This window comes from Actinopolyspora lacussalsi subsp. righensis (assembly GCF_900116555.1).
Classification (GTDB): domain Bacteria; phylum Actinomycetota; class Actinomycetes; order Mycobacteriales; family Pseudonocardiaceae; genus Actinopolyspora; species Actinopolyspora lacussalsi.
Genome location: NZ_FPAT01000006.1, coordinates 210,544 through 231,443 on the forward strand (window position 1 = coordinate 210,544; position 20,900 = coordinate 231,443).

At 68.1% G+C, this 20,900-nt stretch carries 16 protein-coding genes; 5 read left to right on the forward strand and 11 right to left on the reverse strand.

Annotated features, from left to right (window positions below):
- Window positions 1-315 precede the first annotated feature (315 nt).
- From rsmG to BM394_RS13145, 3 genes are all read left to right on the forward strand, one after another.
- Window positions 316-1,023 (forward strand): 16S rRNA (guanine(527)-N(7))-methyltransferase RsmG, encoded by a 708-nt coding sequence (gene rsmG / locus BM394_RS13135; RefSeq protein WP_092978374.1) that lies wholly within the window; start codon window positions 316-318, stop codon window positions 1,021-1,023.
- 68 nt (window positions 1,024-1,091) lie between these two features.
- Window positions 1,092-2,027 carry an AAA family ATPase gene (locus BM394_RS13140; RefSeq protein ID WP_092925610.1) on the forward strand — a complete coding sequence of 312 codons (936 nt, stop codon included), beginning with the start codon at window positions 1,092-1,094 and terminating at the stop codon, window positions 2,025-2,027.
- Window positions 2,024-3,013 carry a ParB/RepB/Spo0J family partition protein gene (locus BM394_RS13145; protein WP_092978155.1) on the forward strand — a complete coding sequence of 330 codons (990 nt, stop codon included), beginning with the start codon at window positions 2,024-2,026 and terminating at the stop codon, window positions 3,011-3,013. Before BM394_RS13140 ends, BM394_RS13145 begins: the two co-directional genes overlap by 4 nt.
- A gap of 495 nt (window positions 3,014-3,508) precedes the next feature.
- Here the strand turns inward: BM394_RS13145 and BM394_RS13150 are convergent, their stop codons facing one another.
- The 11 genes from BM394_RS13150 to BM394_RS13200 form a co-directional block, all read right to left on the reverse strand.
- The gene (locus BM394_RS13150; RefSeq protein ID WP_092978157.1) at window positions 3,509-4,459 is read right to left on the reverse strand and encodes a D-alanine--D-alanine ligase family protein; all 951 of its coding nucleotides are present in this window, start codon (window positions 4,457-4,459) and stop codon (window positions 3,509-3,511) included.
- Window positions 4,460-4,656: 197 nt separating this feature from the next.
- A complete protein-coding gene (locus tag BM394_RS13155) occupies window positions 4,657-6,021 on the reverse strand; it encodes an aminotransferase-like domain-containing protein (protein ID WP_092978159.1) in 1,365 nt (454 codons plus the stop codon).
- 320 nt (window positions 6,022-6,341) lie between these two features.
- On the reverse strand, window positions 6,342-7,490 hold the full coding sequence (locus BM394_RS13160; RefSeq protein WP_092978161.1) for an N-acetylmuramoyl-L-alanine amidase: 1,149 nt from the start codon (window positions 7,488-7,490) through the stop codon (window positions 6,342-6,344).
- A 287-nt stretch (window positions 7,491-7,777) separates the two neighbouring features.
- Window positions 7,778-8,104, reverse strand: coding sequence for a thioredoxin (trxA, locus tag BM394_RS13165; RefSeq protein ID WP_092978163.1), 327 nt, complete (start codon window positions 8,102-8,104; stop codon window positions 7,778-7,780).
- A 103-nt stretch (window positions 8,105-8,207) separates the two neighbouring features.
- Entirely contained in the window at window positions 8,208-9,221 is a 1,014-nt protein-coding gene (gene trxB / locus BM394_RS13170; protein ID WP_092978165.1) for a thioredoxin-disulfide reductase, read from the reverse strand.
- A gap of 251 nt (window positions 9,222-9,472) precedes the next feature.
- Window positions 9,473-10,348: a hypothetical protein gene (locus BM394_RS13175; RefSeq protein ID WP_092978167.1), complete on the reverse strand. Its 876-nt coding sequence runs from the start codon at window positions 10,346-10,348 to the stop codon at window positions 9,473-9,475.
- Window positions 10,345-10,953, reverse strand: a complete 609-nt coding sequence (gene sigM / locus BM394_RS13180) for an RNA polymerase sigma factor SigM (protein ID WP_092929952.1) — start codon at window positions 10,951-10,953, stop codon at window positions 10,345-10,347. Before sigM ends, BM394_RS13175 begins: the two co-directional genes overlap by 4 nt.
- Before the next feature lie 266 nt (window positions 10,954-11,219).
- Window positions 11,220-12,863, reverse strand: a complete 1,644-nt coding sequence (locus BM394_RS13185) for a protein kinase family protein (protein WP_092978169.1) — start codon at window positions 12,861-12,863, stop codon at window positions 11,220-11,222.
- 137 nt (window positions 12,864-13,000) lie between these two features.
- Window positions 13,001-14,830 (reverse strand): murein biosynthesis integral membrane protein MurJ, encoded by a 1,830-nt coding sequence (gene murJ / locus BM394_RS13190; RefSeq protein WP_092978376.1) that lies wholly within the window; start codon window positions 14,828-14,830, stop codon window positions 13,001-13,003.
- A 365-nt stretch (window positions 14,831-15,195) separates the two neighbouring features.
- Window positions 15,196-17,643 carry a DUF6049 family protein gene (locus tag BM394_RS13195; protein WP_092978171.1) on the reverse strand — a complete coding sequence of 816 codons (2,448 nt, stop codon included), beginning with the start codon at window positions 17,641-17,643 and terminating at the stop codon, window positions 15,196-15,198.
- A complete protein-coding gene (locus BM394_RS13200; protein ID WP_092929946.1) occupies window positions 17,640-18,173 on the reverse strand; it encodes an NUDIX hydrolase in 534 nt (177 codons plus the stop codon). Before BM394_RS13200 ends, BM394_RS13195 begins: the two co-directional genes overlap by 4 nt.
- Window positions 18,174-18,566: 393 nt before the next feature.
- On the opposite strand from BM394_RS13200, the gene BM394_RS13205 reads away from it, so the two are divergent.
- Window positions 18,567-20,018 carry a CCA tRNA nucleotidyltransferase gene (locus BM394_RS13205; protein WP_092978378.1) on the forward strand — a complete coding sequence of 484 codons (1,452 nt, stop codon included), beginning with the start codon at window positions 18,567-18,569 and terminating at the stop codon, window positions 20,016-20,018.
- 305 nt (window positions 20,019-20,323) lie between these two features.
- The gene (locus BM394_RS13210) at window positions 20,324-20,896 is read left to right on the forward strand and encodes a YqgE/AlgH family protein (protein ID WP_092978173.1); all 573 of its coding nucleotides are present in this window, start codon (window positions 20,324-20,326) and stop codon (window positions 20,894-20,896) included.
- The last annotated feature ends 4 nt before the right edge of the window (window positions 20,897-20,900 follow it).

Consider the following 20,900-nt stretch of genomic DNA (forward strand, 5'->3'; position numbering starts at 1 on the left):
TCGCGCGGGCGTTTCACGTGAAACAGTGCGGCGGTCTCGCTCGCGGGGTGGTGTGCGGGGCGGCCCGGGTTCGTTGCCCGAGGGGCGCGGCGTGACCGTTCGGCGGGCGTCACCGATGTCGTGTGAGAAGTATTCGTTTTCCGTGGGTGGCTGTGTCGAAGCCTGCCTTCGGGGCGTGTTTCACGTGAAACAACTCTATGATGAACGGGATCGAAACCGGGGCATCGAAGAGGCGGGTTGTTGGACGACGAGAGTCCGGTCGGGCGGTTCCCGGCCGAGAATGATGCGGGTGAAGCTGTGCGAGGGGTCGAGGGAATGTCACCGGAGCGGATGATTTTCGGTGATCGGGCGTCATTGGCGAGCGAGTTCGCGGAACGCCTCTTGACGGATGGCGTGCAACGTGGCTTGATCGGTCCGAGGGAGGGAGACCGGCTCTGGGAACGCCACATCTACAACTCGGCAGTGTTGCGGGAGTTGTTGCCACGTGAAGCCACGGTGGTCGATGTCGGCTCCGGGGCGGGACTACCCGGTATACCGCTCGCGATCGCTCGTCCCGATCTGACCGTCACATTGCTGGAACCGATGGCGCGTCGGGTCGCGTGGCTGGAGGAACTGTCGGATGATCTGGGACTGCCCGTGACGGTGGTGCGGGGACGAGCGGAGGAAAAACCGATCCGTGCCCGGCTGCACGATCAGGACTTCGTGGTCGCTCGGGCGGTGAGCTCGTTGGAGCGGCTCGCCGAATGGTGTCTGCCGCTGCTGCGTCCGGGCGGCCTGCTGCTCGCGCAGAAGGGTGCCAGTGCGTCCGAGGAGTTGGAGCGTGATCGTGCCGCGATAGCACGTCGTGGTGGCGTGTCGGCCGAGGTGCGCCATTGCGGAACGGATGTGCTGGAGACTCCTGCCAATGTCGTCGTGGTGCGGCGTTCGGAGGCGGCTCCGTCACGTTCCACCGGCTCCGGAAGGCGAGCTCGTGGGATGGGGACGCGTCGGCCGGACAACCGGCCAAACAGAAAGGAACGGTGACGGTGACCCCGGAATCGAACCAGACCGATGGTGTTTCACGTGAAACAAAGGGTCGTTCCATGGGTGGGATGCGCTTCCCCGCCGTGGCCGGCGAGGGGGCGCAGGCGGAGGAAGCGAGCTCCGATTGGACCGCCTGGACCCCTCTCGTGGAGGAGGCGAAACGGAGCACCTCCTCCCCGGCTCCGGAATCGACCCGATTGCCCAAACCCGATGAGCGTCGGATCATGACCGTCGCCAACCAGAAAGGCGGCGTGGGAAAGACGACCAGCACGGTCAACCTGGCCACCGCGCTGGCAGTGCAGGGACTGCGGGTTCTGGTCATAGATCTCGACCCGCAGGGAAACGCCAGTACCGCGCTGGGAGTGGATCACCAGGCGGGGGTTCCCTCGGTCTACCAACTCCTGCTCGGTGAGATCGGTGTCGCCGACGCCGCCGCCACCAGTACACAGTCGGAGAACCTCAGCTGTGTGCCCGCCACCATCGATCTGGCAGGCGCGGAGGTGGAGCTTGTCACGATGGTCGCTCGCGAGGCGAGACTGCGAGAGGCACTGCGACCGGCGGTGCTCGACGAGTTGGACTACGACTACGTCTTCATCGACTGCCCGCCCTCGTTGGGACTGCTCACGGTGAACGCGCTGGTGGGCGCGCACGAAGTGGTGATCCCGATCCAGTGCGAGTACTACGCGCTGGAGGGACTGGGGCAACTGATCAACAACATCGAGTTGGTGCAGTCGTACCTCAACCCCGGGCTCAACGTCTCCACCGTGTTGCTGACCATGTACGACGGACGTACGAAGCTCGCCGAACAGGTTACCGAGGAAGTCCGCAACTATTTCGGTGAGCGGGCACTGCGAACCGTCATCCCTCGTAGCGTCAAGATTTCCGAGGCTCCCGGCTTCGGGCAAACCGTGCTGAGTTACGACCCCGGCTCGCGGGGTTCCATGAGTTACTTGGATGCTGCTCGTGAGATCGCCGAGCGCGGTACGGAGAGGAAGACGTCATGACCGAGCGTCGTGGTGGTTTGGGCCGCGGACTGGCCGCACTCATTCCGAGTGCTCCGGAATCGGAGGCGCCACCGACAGGGGATAATTTCGACACGGTGACGGTTTCGGCCGGAGCTGATACCGCTTCCCCGGCCGGTGGCTCCGCCGTGGAACCCGTTGTTTCACGTGAAACGAGCGAGAGCGTCGCCGGAGCCGTCTACCGCGAGATCGAGATCTCGGCGATAGTTCCCAATCCGAGGCAGCCACGCCAGGTTTTCGACGAGGACGCACTCGCCGAGCTGGAACACTCCATCAAGGAGTTCGGCCTCATGCAGCCGATCGTGGTGCGTGAGCTCGACGGTGGCGAGCAGTACGAACTCATCATGGGCGAGCGCCGTTGGCGAGCGGCGCAGCAGGCCGAATTGGCCACGCTTCCCGCGATCGTCCGGCAGACCAAGGACGACGCGTTGTTGCGGGACGCGTTGCTGGAGAACATCCACCGGGTGCAGCTCAACCCGCTGGAGGAGGCTTCCGCGTATCAGCAGCTGCTGGAGGAGTTCGAGGTCACCCACGACGAGCTGGCCGATCGGATCGGGCGCAGCAGGCCCGTGATCACCAACATGATTCGCCTGCTGCGACTGCCGTTGCCCGTGCAACGTCGAGTCGCAGCCGGGGTGCTCGCGGCCGGACACGCCCGAGCGCTGCTCAGTCTGGACGACGCGCGGGACCAGGAGGAGATCGCCAACCGCATCGTGGCGGAAGGGCTCTCGGTGCGTGCGGCCGAAGAGCAGGTGACGCTCAAGAAGCGGGAACAGCCGGAGAAGCCGAAGTCCAAGCAACGTCCCAAGATGGAGCTCGCGGGGGCCGAGGAAGTGCAGGATCGCCTCGCCGACTGGCTGGATACCAAGGTGAAGGTGGAGTCCGGGCAACGGAAGGGGCGCATTGTCGTGGAGTTCGGTTCCTCGGACGATCTGCGCAGGCTCACGGAACTCCTGTTGGGGGATTGATTGTCGGCGGCTCGGTTTGCTTGGCGGTGCGGGTGGCGGAACCTCTCGCGGGCTCTCGCTCCGGGAGGCCCGACATCGGGTAGCGACCTACACAACGTCGGGCCTTCCTCGCGAGAGCACCACGAGAGAACCCGCGGCGGTGCCGACTGCGTGAGTGGTGGGAGTTCAGCCTGCGGGAGTAGTTAGGGCTCGGCCCGCGAGGGTGGTCTGAGTTCGGCTCTGTGTCGTAGCGGCGCGGCGATTTCGCGAGAAATCGCCGATGCGCGAGCCGCGTGGTGGTGACTGTGATTCGCCGTGGTGGTTTCCACCGCGGGGCGAAGGCGTCGCACAGCGGGGCAGTGCGGCCACTGCCCCGGCGCGCTCCAACCGCGGACGGAATCGAAGGTCCCTTGGGCCCGACATGGTTCCGTCACGGTGACATTCTGTTTCGGGCGGTGCTTTCGTGAACGGAAACAGCACCCGCGTTTCACGTGAAACGACGCGAGGCCGGAGCCGCTAGTCCCGACCGTCGATCGCTCGTTCGATCAGTCCGTCGAAGACGTCCCCGAGTCCACGTCCCGCCGCCTCGATCCCCATCGGCATCAGCGAGGTCGCGGTCAGGCCGGGCGAAACGTTCACCTCGAGGAAGTGGACCTCGCCGGACTCGTCCACGATCGCGTCCGTACGCGAGATGTCGCGCAGTCCCAACAGGCGATGCGCGGAAACGGCCAGTTCGGCCGCGCGTCGAGCCACGCCCTCCGAGAGCTCGGCGGGAGCCTGATAGCTCGTCAGCCCCGCCGTGTAGCGCGCCGTGTAATCGAAGATCCCATTCGACGGTTCGATTCGTACTGCGGGGAGCGCGCGCGGCCCATCGGAGTCCTCCAGCACCCCGATCGCCAGCTCGGTGCCCTCCACCAGCTTCTCGACCAGGACCGTGTCGCCGTAGGAGAACGCCCCCATCATCGCGGAGGGCAGCTCCGAGGACTCCCGCACCACTCGTGCGCCCAACGCGGAGCCGCCCTGAACCGGTTTGAGCATCAGCGGGAGACCGATCTTGTCCACCAGGGCGTCCAACACCGGATGAGCACCGAGCTCGCGGAAGGTGGACTGCGGCAGCACCATCCACTCGGGAGTGGGCAACCCGGCCCTGGCGAGTTCGGCCTTGGCCGTCGGCTTGTCCCAGGCCCGGCGGCAGGCCCGGGGATCGGTGCCCACATAGGGAATGTCGAGCAGCTCCAGGATGGACTGGATCGCGCCGTTCTCCCCCTCCCCACCGTGTAACGCGACCAGCACCGCTTCCGGCCGCTCGATGCTCAGGCGGTTGAGCAGTTCGTGGTCGGCGTCCAGCTCGGTCACGGTGAGCCCGGTGGAGCGAAGTGCGGCGGACAGTCTGCGGCCGGAACGCAACGAGACGTCGCGCTCGTGCGACAGTCCTCCGGAAAGTACGGCAACCCAGCGATCGCTCAAGTGGACTCCTGCATGACGAAGTCCGTCACACCCTGCCGAGCGTGACGGACTTACCGGACCAGTACGAAAAACCTACCCGGACGACGTTATGCGGTTCGGCAACCGGTCGGTAGGGCTGCCCCGATCGGGCTCGGAGCGCTCGCCGAGGCTGGGAAGACCCCGAACCGGGAACGGCCGTACGGCTCTCTCACCGACGATCAGGCGGTGTCCGGCGAGGGGGTCTGCGGCCCGGAGAGCTCACGTCCGCCACCGGAGCCGAAGGTTCGCAGCAGGTCCAGCTCCTCGTTGAGCGTGTTGGCCAGCCTGCGAACGCCCTCGTGAATCCGTTCCGGGGTGGGATAGCAGAACGACAGCCGCATCTGCCTGGTTCCCAGGCCGTCCCGGTAGAAACCGGTCCCGGAGGCGTAGGCCACCCGCTGGGTGACCGCTCGCGGCAGCATCGCCTTGGTGTCCACACCCTCCGGGGCGGTGAGCCACACGAAGAAGCCGCCGTCGGGGCGGGTCCACTCGCAGCCCGCGGGCATGTGCTGCTCCAGCGCGCTGAGCATCGCGTCGCGGCGTTCCCGGTACTGCTCCCGGAAGCTCTTGATCTGTCCCAGCCAGTCGTGCGTGCTCAGGTAGCGCGAGACGATCATCTGGTTCAACGTCGGTGGGCACAGCGTCGCCGACTCCGCGGCGAGTACGAGTTTCTCCCGGACGGCGTGTGGTGCCAGCACCCAGCCGACCCGGAGTCCGGACGCGAAGGTCTTGGAGAACGAGCCCAGGTACACCACGTTGTCGGGATCCAGCGAACGCAGCGACGAGTAGGTCTGGCCCTCGAATCCGAGCAGGCCGTAGGGATTGTCCTCCAGCACCATGATGCCGTGCCGGGAACAGATCTCCAGGATCTCCGGGCGTCGCTCCTCCGCCAGCGTGACGCCGGCCGGGTTGTGGAAGTTCGGGATCGTGTAGAGGAACTTGATGGTCCTGCCCTGCTCGTGGAGTTCCTCGACGGCAGCGCGCAGCGCGTCCGGCTGCAGCCCGTGCTCGTCCATCGCCACGTGCACCACATCGGCCTGATAGGTGGAGAACGCGCCCATGGCGCCGACGTAGGAGGGCCCCTCGGCCAGCACCACGTCGCCCGGATCGCAGAAGATCCTGGTGACCAGGTCCAGCGCCATCTGCGAGCCCACGGTGACCATGACGTCGTCCGGCTGGCCCGAGATGCCCTCGAGTGCCATGATCTCGCAGATCTGCTCGCGCAACTCCGGAACGCCGTGTGCGGAGCCGTACTGCAGCGCCGCCTGTCCCTGTTCGGCGATCAGCCTGGCCACTTCCTCGGACAGCGAATCCAGCGGCAGCGCCGCCAGGTTGGGCATGCCACCCGCCAGCGAAACCACTTCCGGCCTGCTGGCCACCGCGAAGAGCGCCCTGATCTCCGATGCCGTCATCCCCGCCGTGCGCTCGGCATACCGTGCGGAGTGAGTGTCGAGGTTGCCCATCGCCGCTCCCGTCGCGGGAGTCGACGTGCCGGTTTTCTCCGGCTCGGCCTGCTCGTTCGGCTGGTTCGAATGATCGGACATTCCGCGCTCCAGGGTCGGTGGTGCGCCGTGTGATCGGCACCGGTCACGGGGAAGCGGGACCGGATTTGATCCGGCGATTCTAACCGGTTCATCGTGTGACGTTCGCGGTTGTGTAACGTCCGCCTCGTTCCATCCTGGCCAACAGTGAGCAAAATCACTAGTTGAAAAGCTCCGAACGGCCCCTGGGAATGCTTGACCGGCGGCACCGTTGTGCGTGGTCGCGGACCACGAATGTCCGATCGCGGCGGTGATCTCCGAGAGCGCTCCTGGTGCGAGAGCCGCTCTCGGAAGTATCCCGATGTTCCGTCTCGGACGCGCGTTCAGGCGCCCTCGGCGCGGGTGAGCTCGTAGCGCAGCAGATCGTCGAAGGTGAAGGAGCCGGTGGGTCGGTCGTCCTCGCCCAGCAGGTAGAGCCGTTTGACGGCGACGAGCACCGCCTCGGCCACCACGTCGCGGAAGCCGGGGTCCAACAGCCGCGCCCGGTCCTCCGGGTTGCTCAGGTACCCGGCTTCGATGCGCACGGCTGGCATTTTCGTCCAGCGCAGGACTTCCCAGCTCTTCGGGTGGCTGCGGCAGTCCAGCATGGCGGTGCGTGCCACCACTTCGCGCTGCAGGAAACCGGCGAGCGCCTCCCCCACGTTCGAGGTGGTGCCGTTGCCGGTGCCGAAGTGGAAGGTCGCGACTCCCTGCGCCTGCGGTGAGCGATTGGCGTCCACGTGCAGCGACAGGAACAGGTCCGCGCCCGCCTCGTTGGCGAACGAGGCCCGGTCGGCCTCTGCGGGGCACGAGTTGGGGCCTCGGGAGATCAGCGCCTCCATACCGGTGGCGACCATGCGGCCCTCGAGCCTGCGGGCGAAGTCCCAGGCCAGGTCGGCCTCGGCCACACCGTTGATCACCGCTCCCCGGTCACTGCCCCCGTGTCCCGGGTCGATGACGATGCGTTTGCCGCGCAGACGCGGCCCCGCTCGCCGCACCTTCTCCTGCTCCCGCAGGTAGACCGGGCGTCCGCCGCGCACCTTCGGGGCCAGCTGTCGCAGCGAACGCAGGGTCGCCGGTCCACAGATCCCGTCCGAGTTCAGCGCGTACTCGCGCTGGAAGTTCCGCAGCGCGTACTCGGTCTGCCCGCCGAAGATCCCGTCCGGGCGGCCCGCGTCGTACCCCAGTTCGAGCAGCCGCTCCTGCAGGGCGAACACGTCGTCACCACTGATGGGGCGGGACACGAAGTAAGCGAGCGAACGATCGCCCAGCCGCCACTTGGCGTCCGTGAGCGCTCGGTACGTGGCCGGGCCGACGACGCCGTCGGTTATCAGGCCTCGTTGCTGTTGAAAGGCGCGTACCGCGTGTTCCACCGACTCGTCATAGGTGGCCGGTCCCACATGGCCGTTCGGTGGTAAGAGTCCCAGCGTAACGAGAACGCCATGGATCTCTGTTACGGCCGGGCCGACGTCACCGCGGTGGAGCAGCTGCATGCACTCCTCGCTCGATTCAGGCACCGACCTCGGCCGGTGCTAACGACGTGTCATTACCCCCAAGTATCAGTTTATTCCGATGCGGTCCGCTGCGAAGTATTGTGCCTTGTCGCTGTGGAGCGTGGGCCACGGGCCACACCGTCGTCGCTTCGGTACGTTCCGCTAGCCTGGTCGGCCCTGATCGTCGACCGTTCGAACACGAGATCCCACCGCCCCGATGGGCGGTGGGATCTCGTCGAGGTACCACTCGGGCGTCGCCGCCCTGGTGTGACAGGTGTGGTCACCTGTCACAGGTAGTCGGAGATGTCCGAGAGCAACTGGTCCTTCGGCTTGGCACCGACGATCTGCTTGACCGGTTCCCCGTTGGAGAACAGCAGCAGGGTGGGAACCGACATCACCTGGTAGTCACGGGCGACACCGGGGTTCTGGTCGATGTCCAGCTTGGCGATGGTGATCTTGTCCTCGTGCTCCGAGGCGATCTCCTCCAGCACCGGGGCCACCATCTTGCAGGGGCCGCACCAGGTGGCCCAGAAGTCCACCAGGACGGGCTTGTCGCTGTTGAGGACGTCGTTCTTGAACGACTCGGAATCAACGGTAACCGGCTTGGCTGCCATCTTCGCTCCTTACTCGGTGCTCGGATCGGTACGGGGCGGTGATCACCGGCCCCTCGGTGCGGCGGGACCACACCGGAAGTGGTCGGGTCTTCGCTCGCGGCCTTCAGTGGGCTGCCGCGGTGTCGGCCTCGGTGGCGGCTCCGTACCCACCACCGACGAGTTCCGGCGCGACCTCCGCCGCGTCGGAGGCCTCCTGTCCGGCCAGCCAACGCTCCGCGTCGATGGCCGCCGAGCAGCCCGAACCGGCAGCCGTGACAGCCTGCCGGTACGTCTTGTCCACCAGGTCGCCCGCGGCGAACACACCCGGGATGTCGGTGGCGGTCGAGGGATGGTGCACCTGCACGTAGCCTTCCTCGTCCACCTCGACCTGGTCGGCGACGATCTTGCTGCGCGGGTCGTGCCCGATCGCGACGAACATACCCGTCACCGGCAGTTCCGACTCCTGCCCGGTGACGGTGTCCCGCACGGTGAGCCCGGAGACGGTGCCCTCGCCGTTGACCTCGGTGACCACGGTGTTCGTGCGCCAGTGGATCTTCTCGTTCGACCGCGCCCGCTCAAGCATGATCTTGGAGGCGCGGAACTCCTCGCGGCGGTGCAGGATGGTCACCGACCTCGCGAACCTGGTCAGGAAGGTGGCCTCCTCCATGGCGGAGTCCCCACCGCCGACCACGGCGATGTCCTGGTCGCGGAAGAAGAAGCCGTCGCAGGTGGCGCACGAGGAGACTCCACGCCCCAGCAACCGGTCCTCGCCGGGAACGCCGACGTAGCGCGCCGCCGCACCCATCGCCAGGATCACGGCCCTGGCGCGGTACTCCACACCGCCGGAGGTGACGGTCTTGACCTGGCCGCCGAGATCGATCTCCTCGACGTCGCTGGTCTTGAGCTCCGCCCCGAAGCGTTGCGCCTGGGAGCGGAACTGCTCCATGAGCTCGGGGCCCATGATCCCGTCACGGAATCCGGGATAGTTCTCCACATCGGTCGTGTTCATGAGTTCACCGCCGTACTGGGTGCCCTCGAAGACCAGCGGTCGCAGCTCCGCCCTTGCCGCGTACACCGCAGCGGTGTAGCCGGCAGGACCGGAGCCAACGACAATCAGGTTCCGCACGTCGCCAGTCACCGCGCCCCTTCCGTCGTCACGTCGTTCGCGCGTGGTCGGTGTCCGCGCGCTTCATCGTCAACGCGATACTAGGCGTCGGTTGTTCCCACCCCCGTGGGGTGAGTGCCCGCGCCCACATGCTGGACCGTTGTTCTCGCGGCCGGGGCGAACCCGGTTGTCCGCCCCACGACCGCTCGTCGGCCTCGCCGGCCGCGCCATACGGAACGGCGAGGTCGGGCACCCTCGTGGACGATCCGGCTCGGAGCTCCCGGTCAGCCACCGACCACGGTGTCCGAGATGGTGGCGGGATTGCCCGCCCCGCAGTCGGTACCGACCGTCAATAACCGGAACTGGCCGACCTCGCCGGTGGACAGCACCATCAGCTGGGCCGGTTCACCGTTGAAGGTGATCCGCTGCGCTCCCATGGGGTCGCTGTCGGAGATCCCGTTCGCCTGTAAACACCGCAGCAGTCGGCCGGGGTCGTCCAGCCCGCCCGCGTACCGCTCCTCGGCGGAGAGCACTGCCCGCAGCTGTTCGCCGTTGAGCGTCGCCTGCTCCCCGGTTAACGCCAACGGTGGGTCGGAGGGGCCGGTGGCGGCCGGGGGCTCCGAACCGGTGTCGCCCGCCTGATGGTCACCGGAGCCGCCGCCCGGAAGCGTGACCAGCACCACGGCCAGCACCGCGGCGGCCGCGGCCACCAGGCCCGAGCCCCACACGAGCCCGCGGCGTCGGCGGCGTCGGTTGCCGCCCCGGCCGGAAGCACGCCCGATGTCGATCACTTCGGCCCGTTCCGGCCCCGGCGAGCCGTGGGACTCCGCTCGTTCGTCACCGTGGATCCCGTGTCCGACGGTGTGCTCGTGTTGTCCGTCGGCGCCGTCCGTGTCCACCGGAAGCGGTTCGACGGCCAGTGACTGTTCGATGCGGGCCGCCACCTCCTCCGGTATCTCGACGGCGGCCTGTTCCGCCAGCTGGCTCCGCGTGGTCTCCAGCGCGGTCAGGACCGCCGCGGCTGCCGGATCAGCGCTTGTCGCGGGCCGTAGTCGCGCCGCTGTCTCCTCGTCGAGCGCTCCCGCGTGCAGTTCGGCCAGCATCTCGGGGGACCATTCCGGCACCCCGTGCTCACCGGCACGCCGATCCTCGCCACTCATCGTCCCTCCCGTCGACGCGTGGCCATGCCTTCGTCTGAGACGTGCGCGTCCGCACTCGGGTTCCGTAGATGCCCGAGAAGTTGCGCCAACTTGATCCGGCCTCTGGCACAGCGGCTCTTGACGGTGCCCTCGGCCACGCCGAGCAGTCTCGACGCTTCCGAAACCGGATATCCCTCGACGTCCACGAGCACGATAGCGGCTCGTTGATCTTCCGGCAGCTCGCCGAGCGCGTCCGATACGACCATTCGGGTGTCGTGCTCGGCTATTCTGTCGTGCGGGTGTGCGGGTTCGCCCGGGCCGTCCTCCGGTAGTGGGACGGTGGCTCGGGCCTGACGTCTGCGAATTCGATCCAGGCAGGCGTTCACCACGATCCGGTGCAGCCAGGTGGTGACCCTGGACTCGGAGCGGAACGAACCCGCGTTGCGAAACGCGGAGATCATCGCGTCCTGCAGCGCGTCGGCGGCTTCCTCCGGATCACGCATCGTCCGCAGGGCCACCGACCACAGTCGATCACGGTGCCGCCGGAAGAGCTCGGAGAACGCCTGCCGGTCCCCGGATAGGTGAGCCGCTATGAGATCGGCATCCGAACTGGCGGTTTCTGACACGCCACGAACCCTACTGATTATGTGCTGTTACACATCCACCAGATTGGTCAGAGCGCGTTCCGCCCCACCGCAGTGGACTTCCCCGCGCTGTCAGGCGTTGTCGCCACGATCCCGCGCCCCTCGATCCCGCGCCCTGTCGGTGGTGGGACGCGAAACGGCCCGGAACCGGCGGCGCCCATCCGCTCGGCGCCTCCCCTCCCGGCGGGCTCTCGCCCCGCGGCGGGGAGAGCGCCCGGCCCCGGGGCCGGGCGCGCGCGACGATCGAATCAGGCCTGCCCGTTGTTGCCGCGCAGCTCGATCTCCTCGATCTCGGAGCTGTAGCGGTCGCCCTGGGACAGCCCGGTGATCCAGACGAGCACGTGCGAAGTGGACTCGTCGGTTTTCACCGGAATGGTGGTGGTTCCGTCGCTGAGCTCGCCCTCGCCGATCACCTTCGCGCTCGACAGCTCCGGGGAGTCGTCGGACGCGGCACGAATCTCCAGTTCGGTCCCCGAGCTGGGGGAAGTGACGTCCACTTCGGTGAGTTTCGAGGGGTTCTCCAACGTGAGCACGATGCCGATCCCGCTCTTGAACCCGGTTCCGAGCTGGTCGTTGTAGCCGTCGGTCTGCCAGCTGGTGCCCTTGTCACCGTCGTGCAACAGGTCGACCTCGTCCCGGTTGTCCCGGTCCTGCTCGGTGACGAACACGTCCGAGCCGGTCACCGCGAGCGGTTTCGGTGGGGGCGCGGAGCTCTCCTCCGAGCTGGACGACGGCTGTTGCTGCGAGTCGCTGCTCGTCTCCCCACCGACGATCTGGTTGGGGCCCGAGGTCTTCTCGGGGCCCACGAACATGCCGATCAGCATGGCGGCCAGCCAGCTGACCACGAAGAGCGTCACCACGGCCACGGCCCCTACCCCGTAGATCAGCTTGCGCCGTCTGCCCGGGTCGGGTTTGGGGTCCTCGCGTTGCCAGACGTCGTCGCCGCGAGCCTCCACCCCCGCCGGTGCCGAGTGCATCACGGATTCACCCGCGTCCTGCTGCGCGTACTGCTCCAGCACCCGCAGCACCGCCGCCCCGGTTCGTACGCCGCCGGTGGTGCCGTTCGACTCCGGACTGCCCAGTGCGCGCACCGCCACCGTTGACAGTTCCAGCGGGATGGCCGGGCGCAGCGTGCGGGGTGAGACGACGGTCCCGTCGGGTCCCGCCGGTGCGGAGGAGACGCCCTCCGGGCTGCCGGAAAGCGCCCAGCGACCGGTCAGCAGCAGGTAGAGCACGGCGCCCAGCCCACGCACGTCCTCCCCGGAACCCGCGTCCGGCATCGGCCCCGGAAACGCCATCCGGATCTCGCCGTCGCCGGTGACCCGCACCCGCTGCGGGTGGTCGATGCCCAGCACCAGTCCCGCGTGGTGCGCCGCTTCCACGGCGGCGGCCAGTGGTTGCAGCAGCCTGGCGGCGGTACCCGGGGCCAGCGGGCCGTCGGAGATCAACTCGGTCAGGTCGCTGCCGTGGGTCCACTCCGCTATCACGATGCCCAGCACACCGTCCGGATCGCCGGGAGCGCTGCTGACCACGTCGAGCACCCTGGCCACTCCGACGTGGTTGAAAGTGCTGGCGTGCATCGCGCGTTCCAGCGTGCGGCGCGCGTCCGAGGTCTGGGTGGTGTCTGTGCTGTCCCCGACGATGATCGTCAGGGAGACGTCGCGTCCGAGGACGCCGTCCTTGGCCCGCCAGAGCTGAGCGTTGCAACGACTGTCCGAACCGACCTTGGCGAGCAGCCGATATCGTCCGTGATCGAGTACCGCGCCCGGCGCGAGTCGCTGCTCGGATGCGTGTGCCGTACTCGTAGTGTCCTCCCGACGCACGGTTCGCTCGTTGTGAATCGTGTCCTCGTGCTGTCCGGCACCCGGCTGCTCGGTCGGTTTTCCGCTCACCTGCCGTCTCCCGATTCTTCCCGTCGGCAAAGGGTCGCCGAACGCGAACCCCGCTCGTGCAAGGGCGGTCGTAGTCCACGATGATCCCGTCCGCCCCGCCGTAGAGACTCCCCGTTCGAGAGTACGTGACACCGCCGTCAGCGGCGACGCAGCAGACCCGTAATTCGGTTGAACGCGGGTTGGAGTTCCCGAACCCGCAGCAGCCACATCACGCCGAAGATGGCGGCCAGTCCGATAGTGCCGCCGAACACCACCTGCAGCCACCCGATCACGGCGCCGGCGTCGCCGGGAACAACCGTGTCGATACCGGTGCTGACCAGCCAGGCCAGTGCTCCGCCCGCCACGGAGGCCACCAGCGTTCTGCCCAAAGTGCTCAGAAAACGGCGGGTGCCGAGTGGGCCCAGTCGAGTCCGCAGCCAGAACTCGCCGACGAGCGAACCGATGACGAAGGTGAACGAGTTCGTGAACGTTATCCCCAGGACGGCGCTCTCCTCGGGCAGCACACCGGCCACCCCGATCGCGAGTAACACCTTCACAACGGTCATCACGACCATGATCAGCGTGGGGGTCCGCGCGTCCTTCAGGGCGTAGAAGGCGCGCATCTGCATCATGGTGATCGCGAAGGGCAGCACGCCGAACGAGGAGATGGCCAGCGCGACTCCGAGCTGCTCGACCGAGCCGATGCCGTCCCTGACGGAGAACAGCGCCATGGCGATCGGCACGCCGAGCGCGGTCATCACCGCGCTGATCGGCAGCAGCGAGACGGTGGAGAGCCGGTTGCCCAGCGAGAGGTCACCGACCATCCGCTCGTTGTCCCCGTCCGCGGCGGCCGCGCTCATGCGCGGCAGGATCGCCGTCATCACCGAGAACCCGATCACCCCGTAGGGCAGCTGCAGCAGCATCCACACGTAGTTGTAGATGGACCACGCGCCGGGGTCGGCGGCGGTGGCCACGCGGGACAGCGCCAGCAACCCCACCTGGCTGACCCCGACGTAGCCCAGCATCCACAGCGTCATCCCGCCGAACTCGGACAGCCGGGAGTCCCAACCCAATCTGGGGATGAAACTCAGCCCGGTTCTGCGCAGCGCCGGAAGTTGTACGCACGCCTGCGCCAGCACACCGCAGCTGACGCCGATCCCCAGGGTCAGCAGGTGCGCGTCGGTCATCCGCACCGGATTCACGGTCAGTTCGCCGGGCAGCATGGTGTAGACGCCGAGCGTGGCGAGGATGACCACGTTGTTCATCACCGGCGCCCAGGCGGGCGGGCCGAAGATCTGCTTGGACTGCAGCAGCGCGCCGAACAGCGCGCTGGCGCCGTAGCACAGGATCTGGGGCAGCAGCAGGTAGGCGAAAGCCGTGGCCAGTTCCGGGTTGGCCTTGTCGGAGTCGCCCATGTACAGCCAGACCAGTCCCGGTGCGGCGAGCAGGGACACCAGGGTGCCCACCACCAGCACCAGTCCCGAGGCGGCCAGCAGCTTGCGCACGTACTCCTGCCCGCCGTCGGCGTCGGACTTCTGCGCCCGCACCAGCACCGGGACGATCACGCTGGTGAGCACACCACCGATGAGCAGTTCGAAAATGCTGGTCGGCAGCGTGTTGGCGACGGTGAACGAGTCGTTGGCCACGCTGAACCCGATGGTGTAGGCCAGCACCAGTTTCCAGCCGAATCCGGTGATCCGGCTGATCAACGTGGCGATCGCCATCGATCCGCTGGCTTTGAGCAGCGACTTCTTGCCGCCGCTGTGCCGGGGTTCGGAAGTTTCGTCCCCCTGGGCGCGGGCGGTTTCCGGATCGGGAGTCAAGCGCTCGGCCCTGTCGTCGACGCTGGGGATGACCTCGGTGTGCTGCTCGGCCCGGACATTGCCGGGGCCGTGGCCGACGGTCGGTATCGGTTGGGTCAGCTCCGCGGCGTTGTCGGAGGCGTCCGTGTTCGGTGCCGAGGTGGGAGGCGCCGGGAAACCGGTCATCCGTGGGAGCGGTTCTGTCGGGTGAGCGTCCTCCCCACCGGGTCCTCCTCGCGAACCGAGGGCTCCGGTGCGGTTGTCTCCGTTCACCAACTCATTCCTTCGATCGGCATGCTCACCCGTACGTGTGCAACCCGGCCAGGTTAGCTGAGGCCGCGTCACCTGATGGCTCGCCGTTACGGGTGGGCGGGCCCCGATCCGGCGAGGTGCTCACCGTGCGCTCGCCACCCGCGACCGGTGCCTCCGACGAGCGGACCTCTCCGATGACCGGTGCGGTCCCGGAGCCCGCGAGCTCCCGGGAACCGCTGTGTTCCGGTGCGCCCGGAAACTGATCGCGACGCTGTGCACAGGGCTCGGGTCAAAGGGTCTCAGCTCTGCTGTGGATCATTTTCGGTGGTCGGGCGGTCGGCCGCGCCGTCCGTTCGGGTGTCGTCCGCCGAGCCGAGCGGTGTTTCGGCCGTTTCGTTCGCATTCTTCGTTTCGGGCGAGTTCGGCGGAGTGTCGGGTGGCTCACTCCCGTTCGGACCCGGCTGTTCCGCCGCTGTCCCGGTGGGACCGTTCGGCGTGGTGGTGCCGTTGCGGCCCCTGATCCGGCGGACGATACGTCTGCCGGAAAGCAGCACGAGCAGCGCCGCACCGCTGATCGTGATGATCAGCGAAACCGTGCCGTAGGCGTTCGAGTTCACCCGGATGCGCTGGGTCCTGCCCAGTTTCGTGCCCCCTTCGGTGCGCATCGTCACATCCACGGTGAACTTGCCCGCCCGCTCGGCGTGCAGCTTCGGCAGGAACTGGCGTTTGCCGTTGGCGGGAACCTTCAACCTGCCGAGATCGTCCACGCTCACCCCGCGTGGGCTGTCCACGTGCAGCTCGAACCATATGGTCACCGGCAGGTCGTTGACCACCGTCACGGGCAGTTTGCCGTTGCTCGATGTCAGGGAGATCGGCTTCGGATCCCCCAGCCGAACGCTGCCGAGGATCCCCCGCAGGGTCCGCTCCGCCGTTTCCAGCCATTTCCGGGCGGTGCCGCTCTCACCCCGCCATGCGCTGGAGGCGCCGCGCAACAGGCCGTTGCGCAGTGGTGTGGTCACGCTGGCCGGGTCGACGTTCTTGGCGGGTTCACGCGCCGCGGCCCGGTAGAACCGGCCGACCTTGCGGTTCTGCGCCGCGAGCTCGTCGAGTACCCGTTGCGGGATCTCGTCGGCGGCGCTGCTCGCCGGATAGGCGAGCGCCACCTGCCGGGTAGCGCTCCCGGCGGACTGCTCCCGCGTTCCGGCCGCTCCCCGCTCCGCCGAGCCGTCACCGGGCTCGGGCAGGGCCGTCGGCCGCACGAACCCGGCGTCCCGCAGCGTTCGCAGTCCCGAGAGGAAGTCGCGCAGCTCCCCCTCATTCGGATTCCAGCGACGGGGCGGGGCGATGAGCGTGGTGCCGGGCACCGCCGCGTTCCGGGAGCGGAACGTCAGGCTCGCCAGGCCGTCCAGCAGTGCTGGAGTGGCGTCACCCGGTGGGGAGAGCTGGGTCGAGTTGGCGGCGCTCTGCCCGCGCATGGGGTTGAGCGCGTCGGCCACCAGCGGGTCGATCAGCCGAGCGCTCGGCGTGTAGTCGGAGTTCGCGGTGCTCAGCCGTGCCGGCCGCAGCGACCCGTCGGTGCTCGCCAGTGAGTCGGGGTGCAGCAGCACCTTGTTCACCGCGGTGTCGGCGAGCTGGGAGGCGGCCGGTTCGTCCAGCGCTCCGTCCACCGGCCAGAGGACGTCCTCGCGGACCTCGACGCCCAGCTCCTCGCTCACCGCGTCCGCGCCGTCCAGCGAGTTCTCGATCAGTTCGGGCAGCTCCGCACGCCCCAGCGCCACCACGTCCGTGTCGCTGTAGGGCATCGAGATCACGCAGCGGTCCTGGGTCACCGACCGCAGGTCGTCCAGCCAGGTCCTGGCGGCTTCCGAACCGGTTCCCCGCACCGTGTCGCCGTTGTCCCGGCGCACCCGGTAGCCCTCGGCCATGGCCTTCGCCGTGACGATCAGGTCCGGGTCTATCGCGAAGCACAGTCCCTTGCCCAGCGGTTCGTCCGGAGGGACCTCCTCGGACACCGCCCGGACCAGGCCGTGCAGCCTGCCGCCCGGCGCCAGTGATCGGGCGAGTCGGTCGTCGGTGAGGATGGTCGGCCGTCCGGGCAGCCGCTGCTGGATCATCCTCGGGTAGTCGATCAGCGGTATCAGCGTGGTCACCGGCGTGCTCTCGGAAGGGGCCGCCGGGGATCCTCCCGGGAGTGAGAGCACGGGCAGCATGAACCGGGTGGAGCCGAGGCGGGCCCGTCGTTGGGAGGGAAGCTCACCGTTGACGTTGAGCAGCAGCGGATAGATTCCCGGGGAGTCGACGCGCAGCGATCGGGAGTCCGCGCCGCTCAGCGTCACCCGTAGTTCGAAGCCGGTCCGGGCGCCCGCTGCCAGTCTCGTGGCGACCGGCTCGAACCTGGTTCGCACCACGGCGGTGGACGCCCGGTCCCGCAGTGCCTTGAGCACGCTGGCACGGGTGGCGCGGGCCTTGCCGCGCTGCAGTCGCATCTCCAGGTCGCGCAGGGTGCTGTCGCTGGTGTTGTGGATGGTTCCGCTGATCGTCAGCGTGTTCGACGAATCACTCCGAAGCAGCTGTGGCGTGACCGTGGACACGGTGATGTCGATCCGCTCGGTGGGCTGTGCCTCGGCCACCGGGGTGGTCACGGGGGCCAACGCGGCGAGCAGGGCGCTCACCACGAGCAGCAGCCCCGCCCGTAACCGGATCCGTGCGCCGCGCGGCTTTCGTGCGTGACCGGGGCCGCGGTTCATCCGTGCTCCGTTCCGGTGCCGAACTCCGCGCTGCCCGCCCCGGGACCGAACAGCGCGATCGCGTGCTGGACGAGCCTGCGCTCGTCGGCGTAGGCCAGAGCCTTGTCCAGCTCACCAAGCGGCATCCACGCCACCTCGGTGACCTCCACGTCCTCGTCGGAAAGATCGCCGCCCATGGCCACCAGCAGGAAGTGGTGCACGGTCTTGTGCACCCGCCGGTTGTCCGCGACGAACCAGTAGTCGATCGTCCCGATCGGGCGGATTACCCGTCCGATGATGCCCGTCTCCTCGGAGACTTCTCGCGCGGCGGTCTCCTCCGGTGTTTCGCCGGTCTCGATGTGGCCCTTGGGCAGGGACCACAGCAACCGACCCCGCCGGTCGGAACGTCCGATGACGGCGGCGTTCTCCCAGCTCCCGTCGACGACCAGCCCACCGGCGGAGGTCTCGTCCACGGTCCGCAGCCCGCGCCGCCGCCGCGGACCCCGACGTTTGGATCGGGAGCCGCCGGAGCGACCGGGCAGAGGGGGCATGTAGCCGATGGTAATGCGATCGGTCGGGTAACCGTCGTTCTCGACGACCGCCGTGGCGCGTTCCGATCGGCGCCGCCCTCCGCCCCTCGACCATCCAGGTCCCCTCGACCATCCAGGCTCACCCGTTCGGGCGACGAACGATGCGATCATAGTAATGATCACGGTCCCGTGCGCACTCCGGTTCGACGGTGACGTCCCACGAGTTCCCACCCGGGACGCCGTACCGGCTCGGCCGCTCGACCGGATCGGAACGCGCGTCCGTCGCGCGAGGTGCCGGGTGCGGTGACCGCCGTGGTCGATTCATTGGGGGCCGATACCCTGACGGCCGTGTCCCCTTCCGTTTTCGACGCCGCGGGTTCCCACGACTCCGCCGCGCGGACCGACGATCCCGAAGTGACCGCCGTGCGGACGGCGCAGCACAACGTGGTGCGGGAGCTGTCGCGACTGGTGCCGACCGCTCGGGAGCTGGCCGAACGGTTCGCGGCCGAGGGGCTTTCCCTCTACATCGTGGGCGGCAGCGTGCGCGACGTGCTGCTGGAACGGTTCGGCGGGGATCTCGACTTCACCACCGACGCGCGGCCGGAGCGGGTGCGCGGACTGCTGGACGACTGGGCCGAGACGGTGTGGGACACCGGTATCGAGTTCGGCACCCTGGGGGCCTACCGGCGCGGCGTCACCGTGGAGATCACGACCTTCCGGGCCGACACCTACGACCGCACCAGCCGCAACCCCGAGGTCGTCTTCGGTGACTCCATCTCCGGTGATCTGCTGCGCAGGGACTTCACGGTCAACGCGATGGCGGTCGAACCGATCTCCGGGGAGTTCGTCGATCCGCACGGCGGGATGCGCGACGCGGTCCGGCAGCGGCTGGACACCCCCGCCCCACCGGAGGAGTCCTTCGCCGACGACCCGTTGCGGATGTTGCGTGCCGCCCGGTTCGCGGCGCAGCTGGGGTTCGAGCCCGCCGAACGGGTGCTGGACGCGATGCGCCGGATGGCAGCCGAGATCGAGCGCATCACTCCGGAACGGATACAGGCTGAGCTTTCCAAACTGCTCTGCGGCACCTACCCACGCCGCGGCATCGAACTGCTGGTCGACACCGGTCTGGCCGAGCACGTGCTGCCCGAGCTGCCCGCGATGCGGCTGGAGATCGACGAGCACCACCAGCACAAGGACGTTTATTACCACTCACTGGTAGTACTGGATCAAGCCATCGACCTGGAGCGGGCCGAGGACCCCGATGGCGAGCCGGATCTGGTGCTGCGGTTGGCCGCGTTGCTGCACGACATCGGCAAACCGGCCACCCGGCGTTTCGAGCCGGGCGGCGGGGTGAGTTTTCACCACCACGAGGTCGTCGGCGCCAAGATGGCCCGCAAGCGGCTTCGTGCGCTGCGGTACTCCAAGGAAGTCGTTTCCGACGTCTCCGATCTCGTGTACCTGCACCTTCGGTTCCACGGTTACGGCGAGGGCAACTGGACCGATTCGGCGGTGCGTCGCTACGTCAACGACGCGGGGCATCTGCTGCGGCGGCTGCACAAGCTGGTCCGCGCCGACTGCACCACCCGCAACAAGCGCAAGGCACGGGCGCTGCAGCGCTCCTACGACGACCTGGAGGCCCGCATCCAGCGCATCGCCGAGGAGGAGGACCTGGCGCGGGTCCGCCCGGACCTGGACGGCAACGAGATCATCCGGTTGTTGGGGATCAGCCCGGGGCCGCTCGTCGGTCAGGCGTGGCGTCATCTGAAGGAGGTCCGGCTGGACCAGGGACCGCTGGAGCGGGAGGACGCGGTAGCCGAACTGCATCGTTGGGCCCGTGAGCAGGGGGTCGAGCCGCCGGAGCAGTAGTCGGCATTATTAGTGAGCATCACTGTTCGGTAGTAGTGCTCACTGCTACCGGCTCGCGTTCACTGTTCCCGGCTCCGTGCCCTCGATCGCTTTCGTCGCTTCCCTCTCGCTGTGGCCGCTTCCGTCTCGCTGTCGCCGAGCGTCGATTTCTCGCGAAATCGCCGCGCCGGTGGGGGCGGTGCGGCCCGGGCGGTGTCGATTTCTCGCGAAATTTTCGCCGGGCCGCCGGGCGGTATCGGTGCCTCGACACTCCTCGGTACGAACGGCCGGTCCCCAACTCCGCCCGGTAGTGAGATCATGGGCGGGTGGGATCCGACGCGGATGTGAAACCGGGGACGCTGCTGGTGGCGGCGCCCACGCTGCAGGACGACAACTTCAGCCGTGCGGTGGTCTTCGTCATTCACCACCACGACGAGGGCACGCTCGGCGTGGTGCTCAACCGGCCCAGCGAGATACCGGTGCACGACGTGCTGCCCAAGTGGGGCGAGCTGGCGAGCGAACCCCAGTCGCTGTTCGTCGGCGGGCCCGTCGAGCAGCGCACCGCGATCTGCCTCGCCGCGCTGCGAACCGGGGTCGACGCCGGGGAGTTCAGCAACATCGTCGGTGTGAACGGGCCGGTAGGGCTGGTGGATCTGGACAGCGACCCGGACGAGCTGGCCGGTCAGGCGCGCGGGATGCGGTTCTTCGCGGGCTACGCTGGCTGGGGCAAGCAGCAGCTGACGGGCGAGATCGACCGGGGTGACTGGCACGTGTTCCCGGCACTGCCGGAGGACGTGATCGCGCCGCCCGACGAGAACCTGTGGGCCAGGGTGCTGCGCAGGCAGGGGCCGCCACTGGCTTTCCTGGCCACCCATCCGGGGGACGTACAGCTCAACTGAGCGA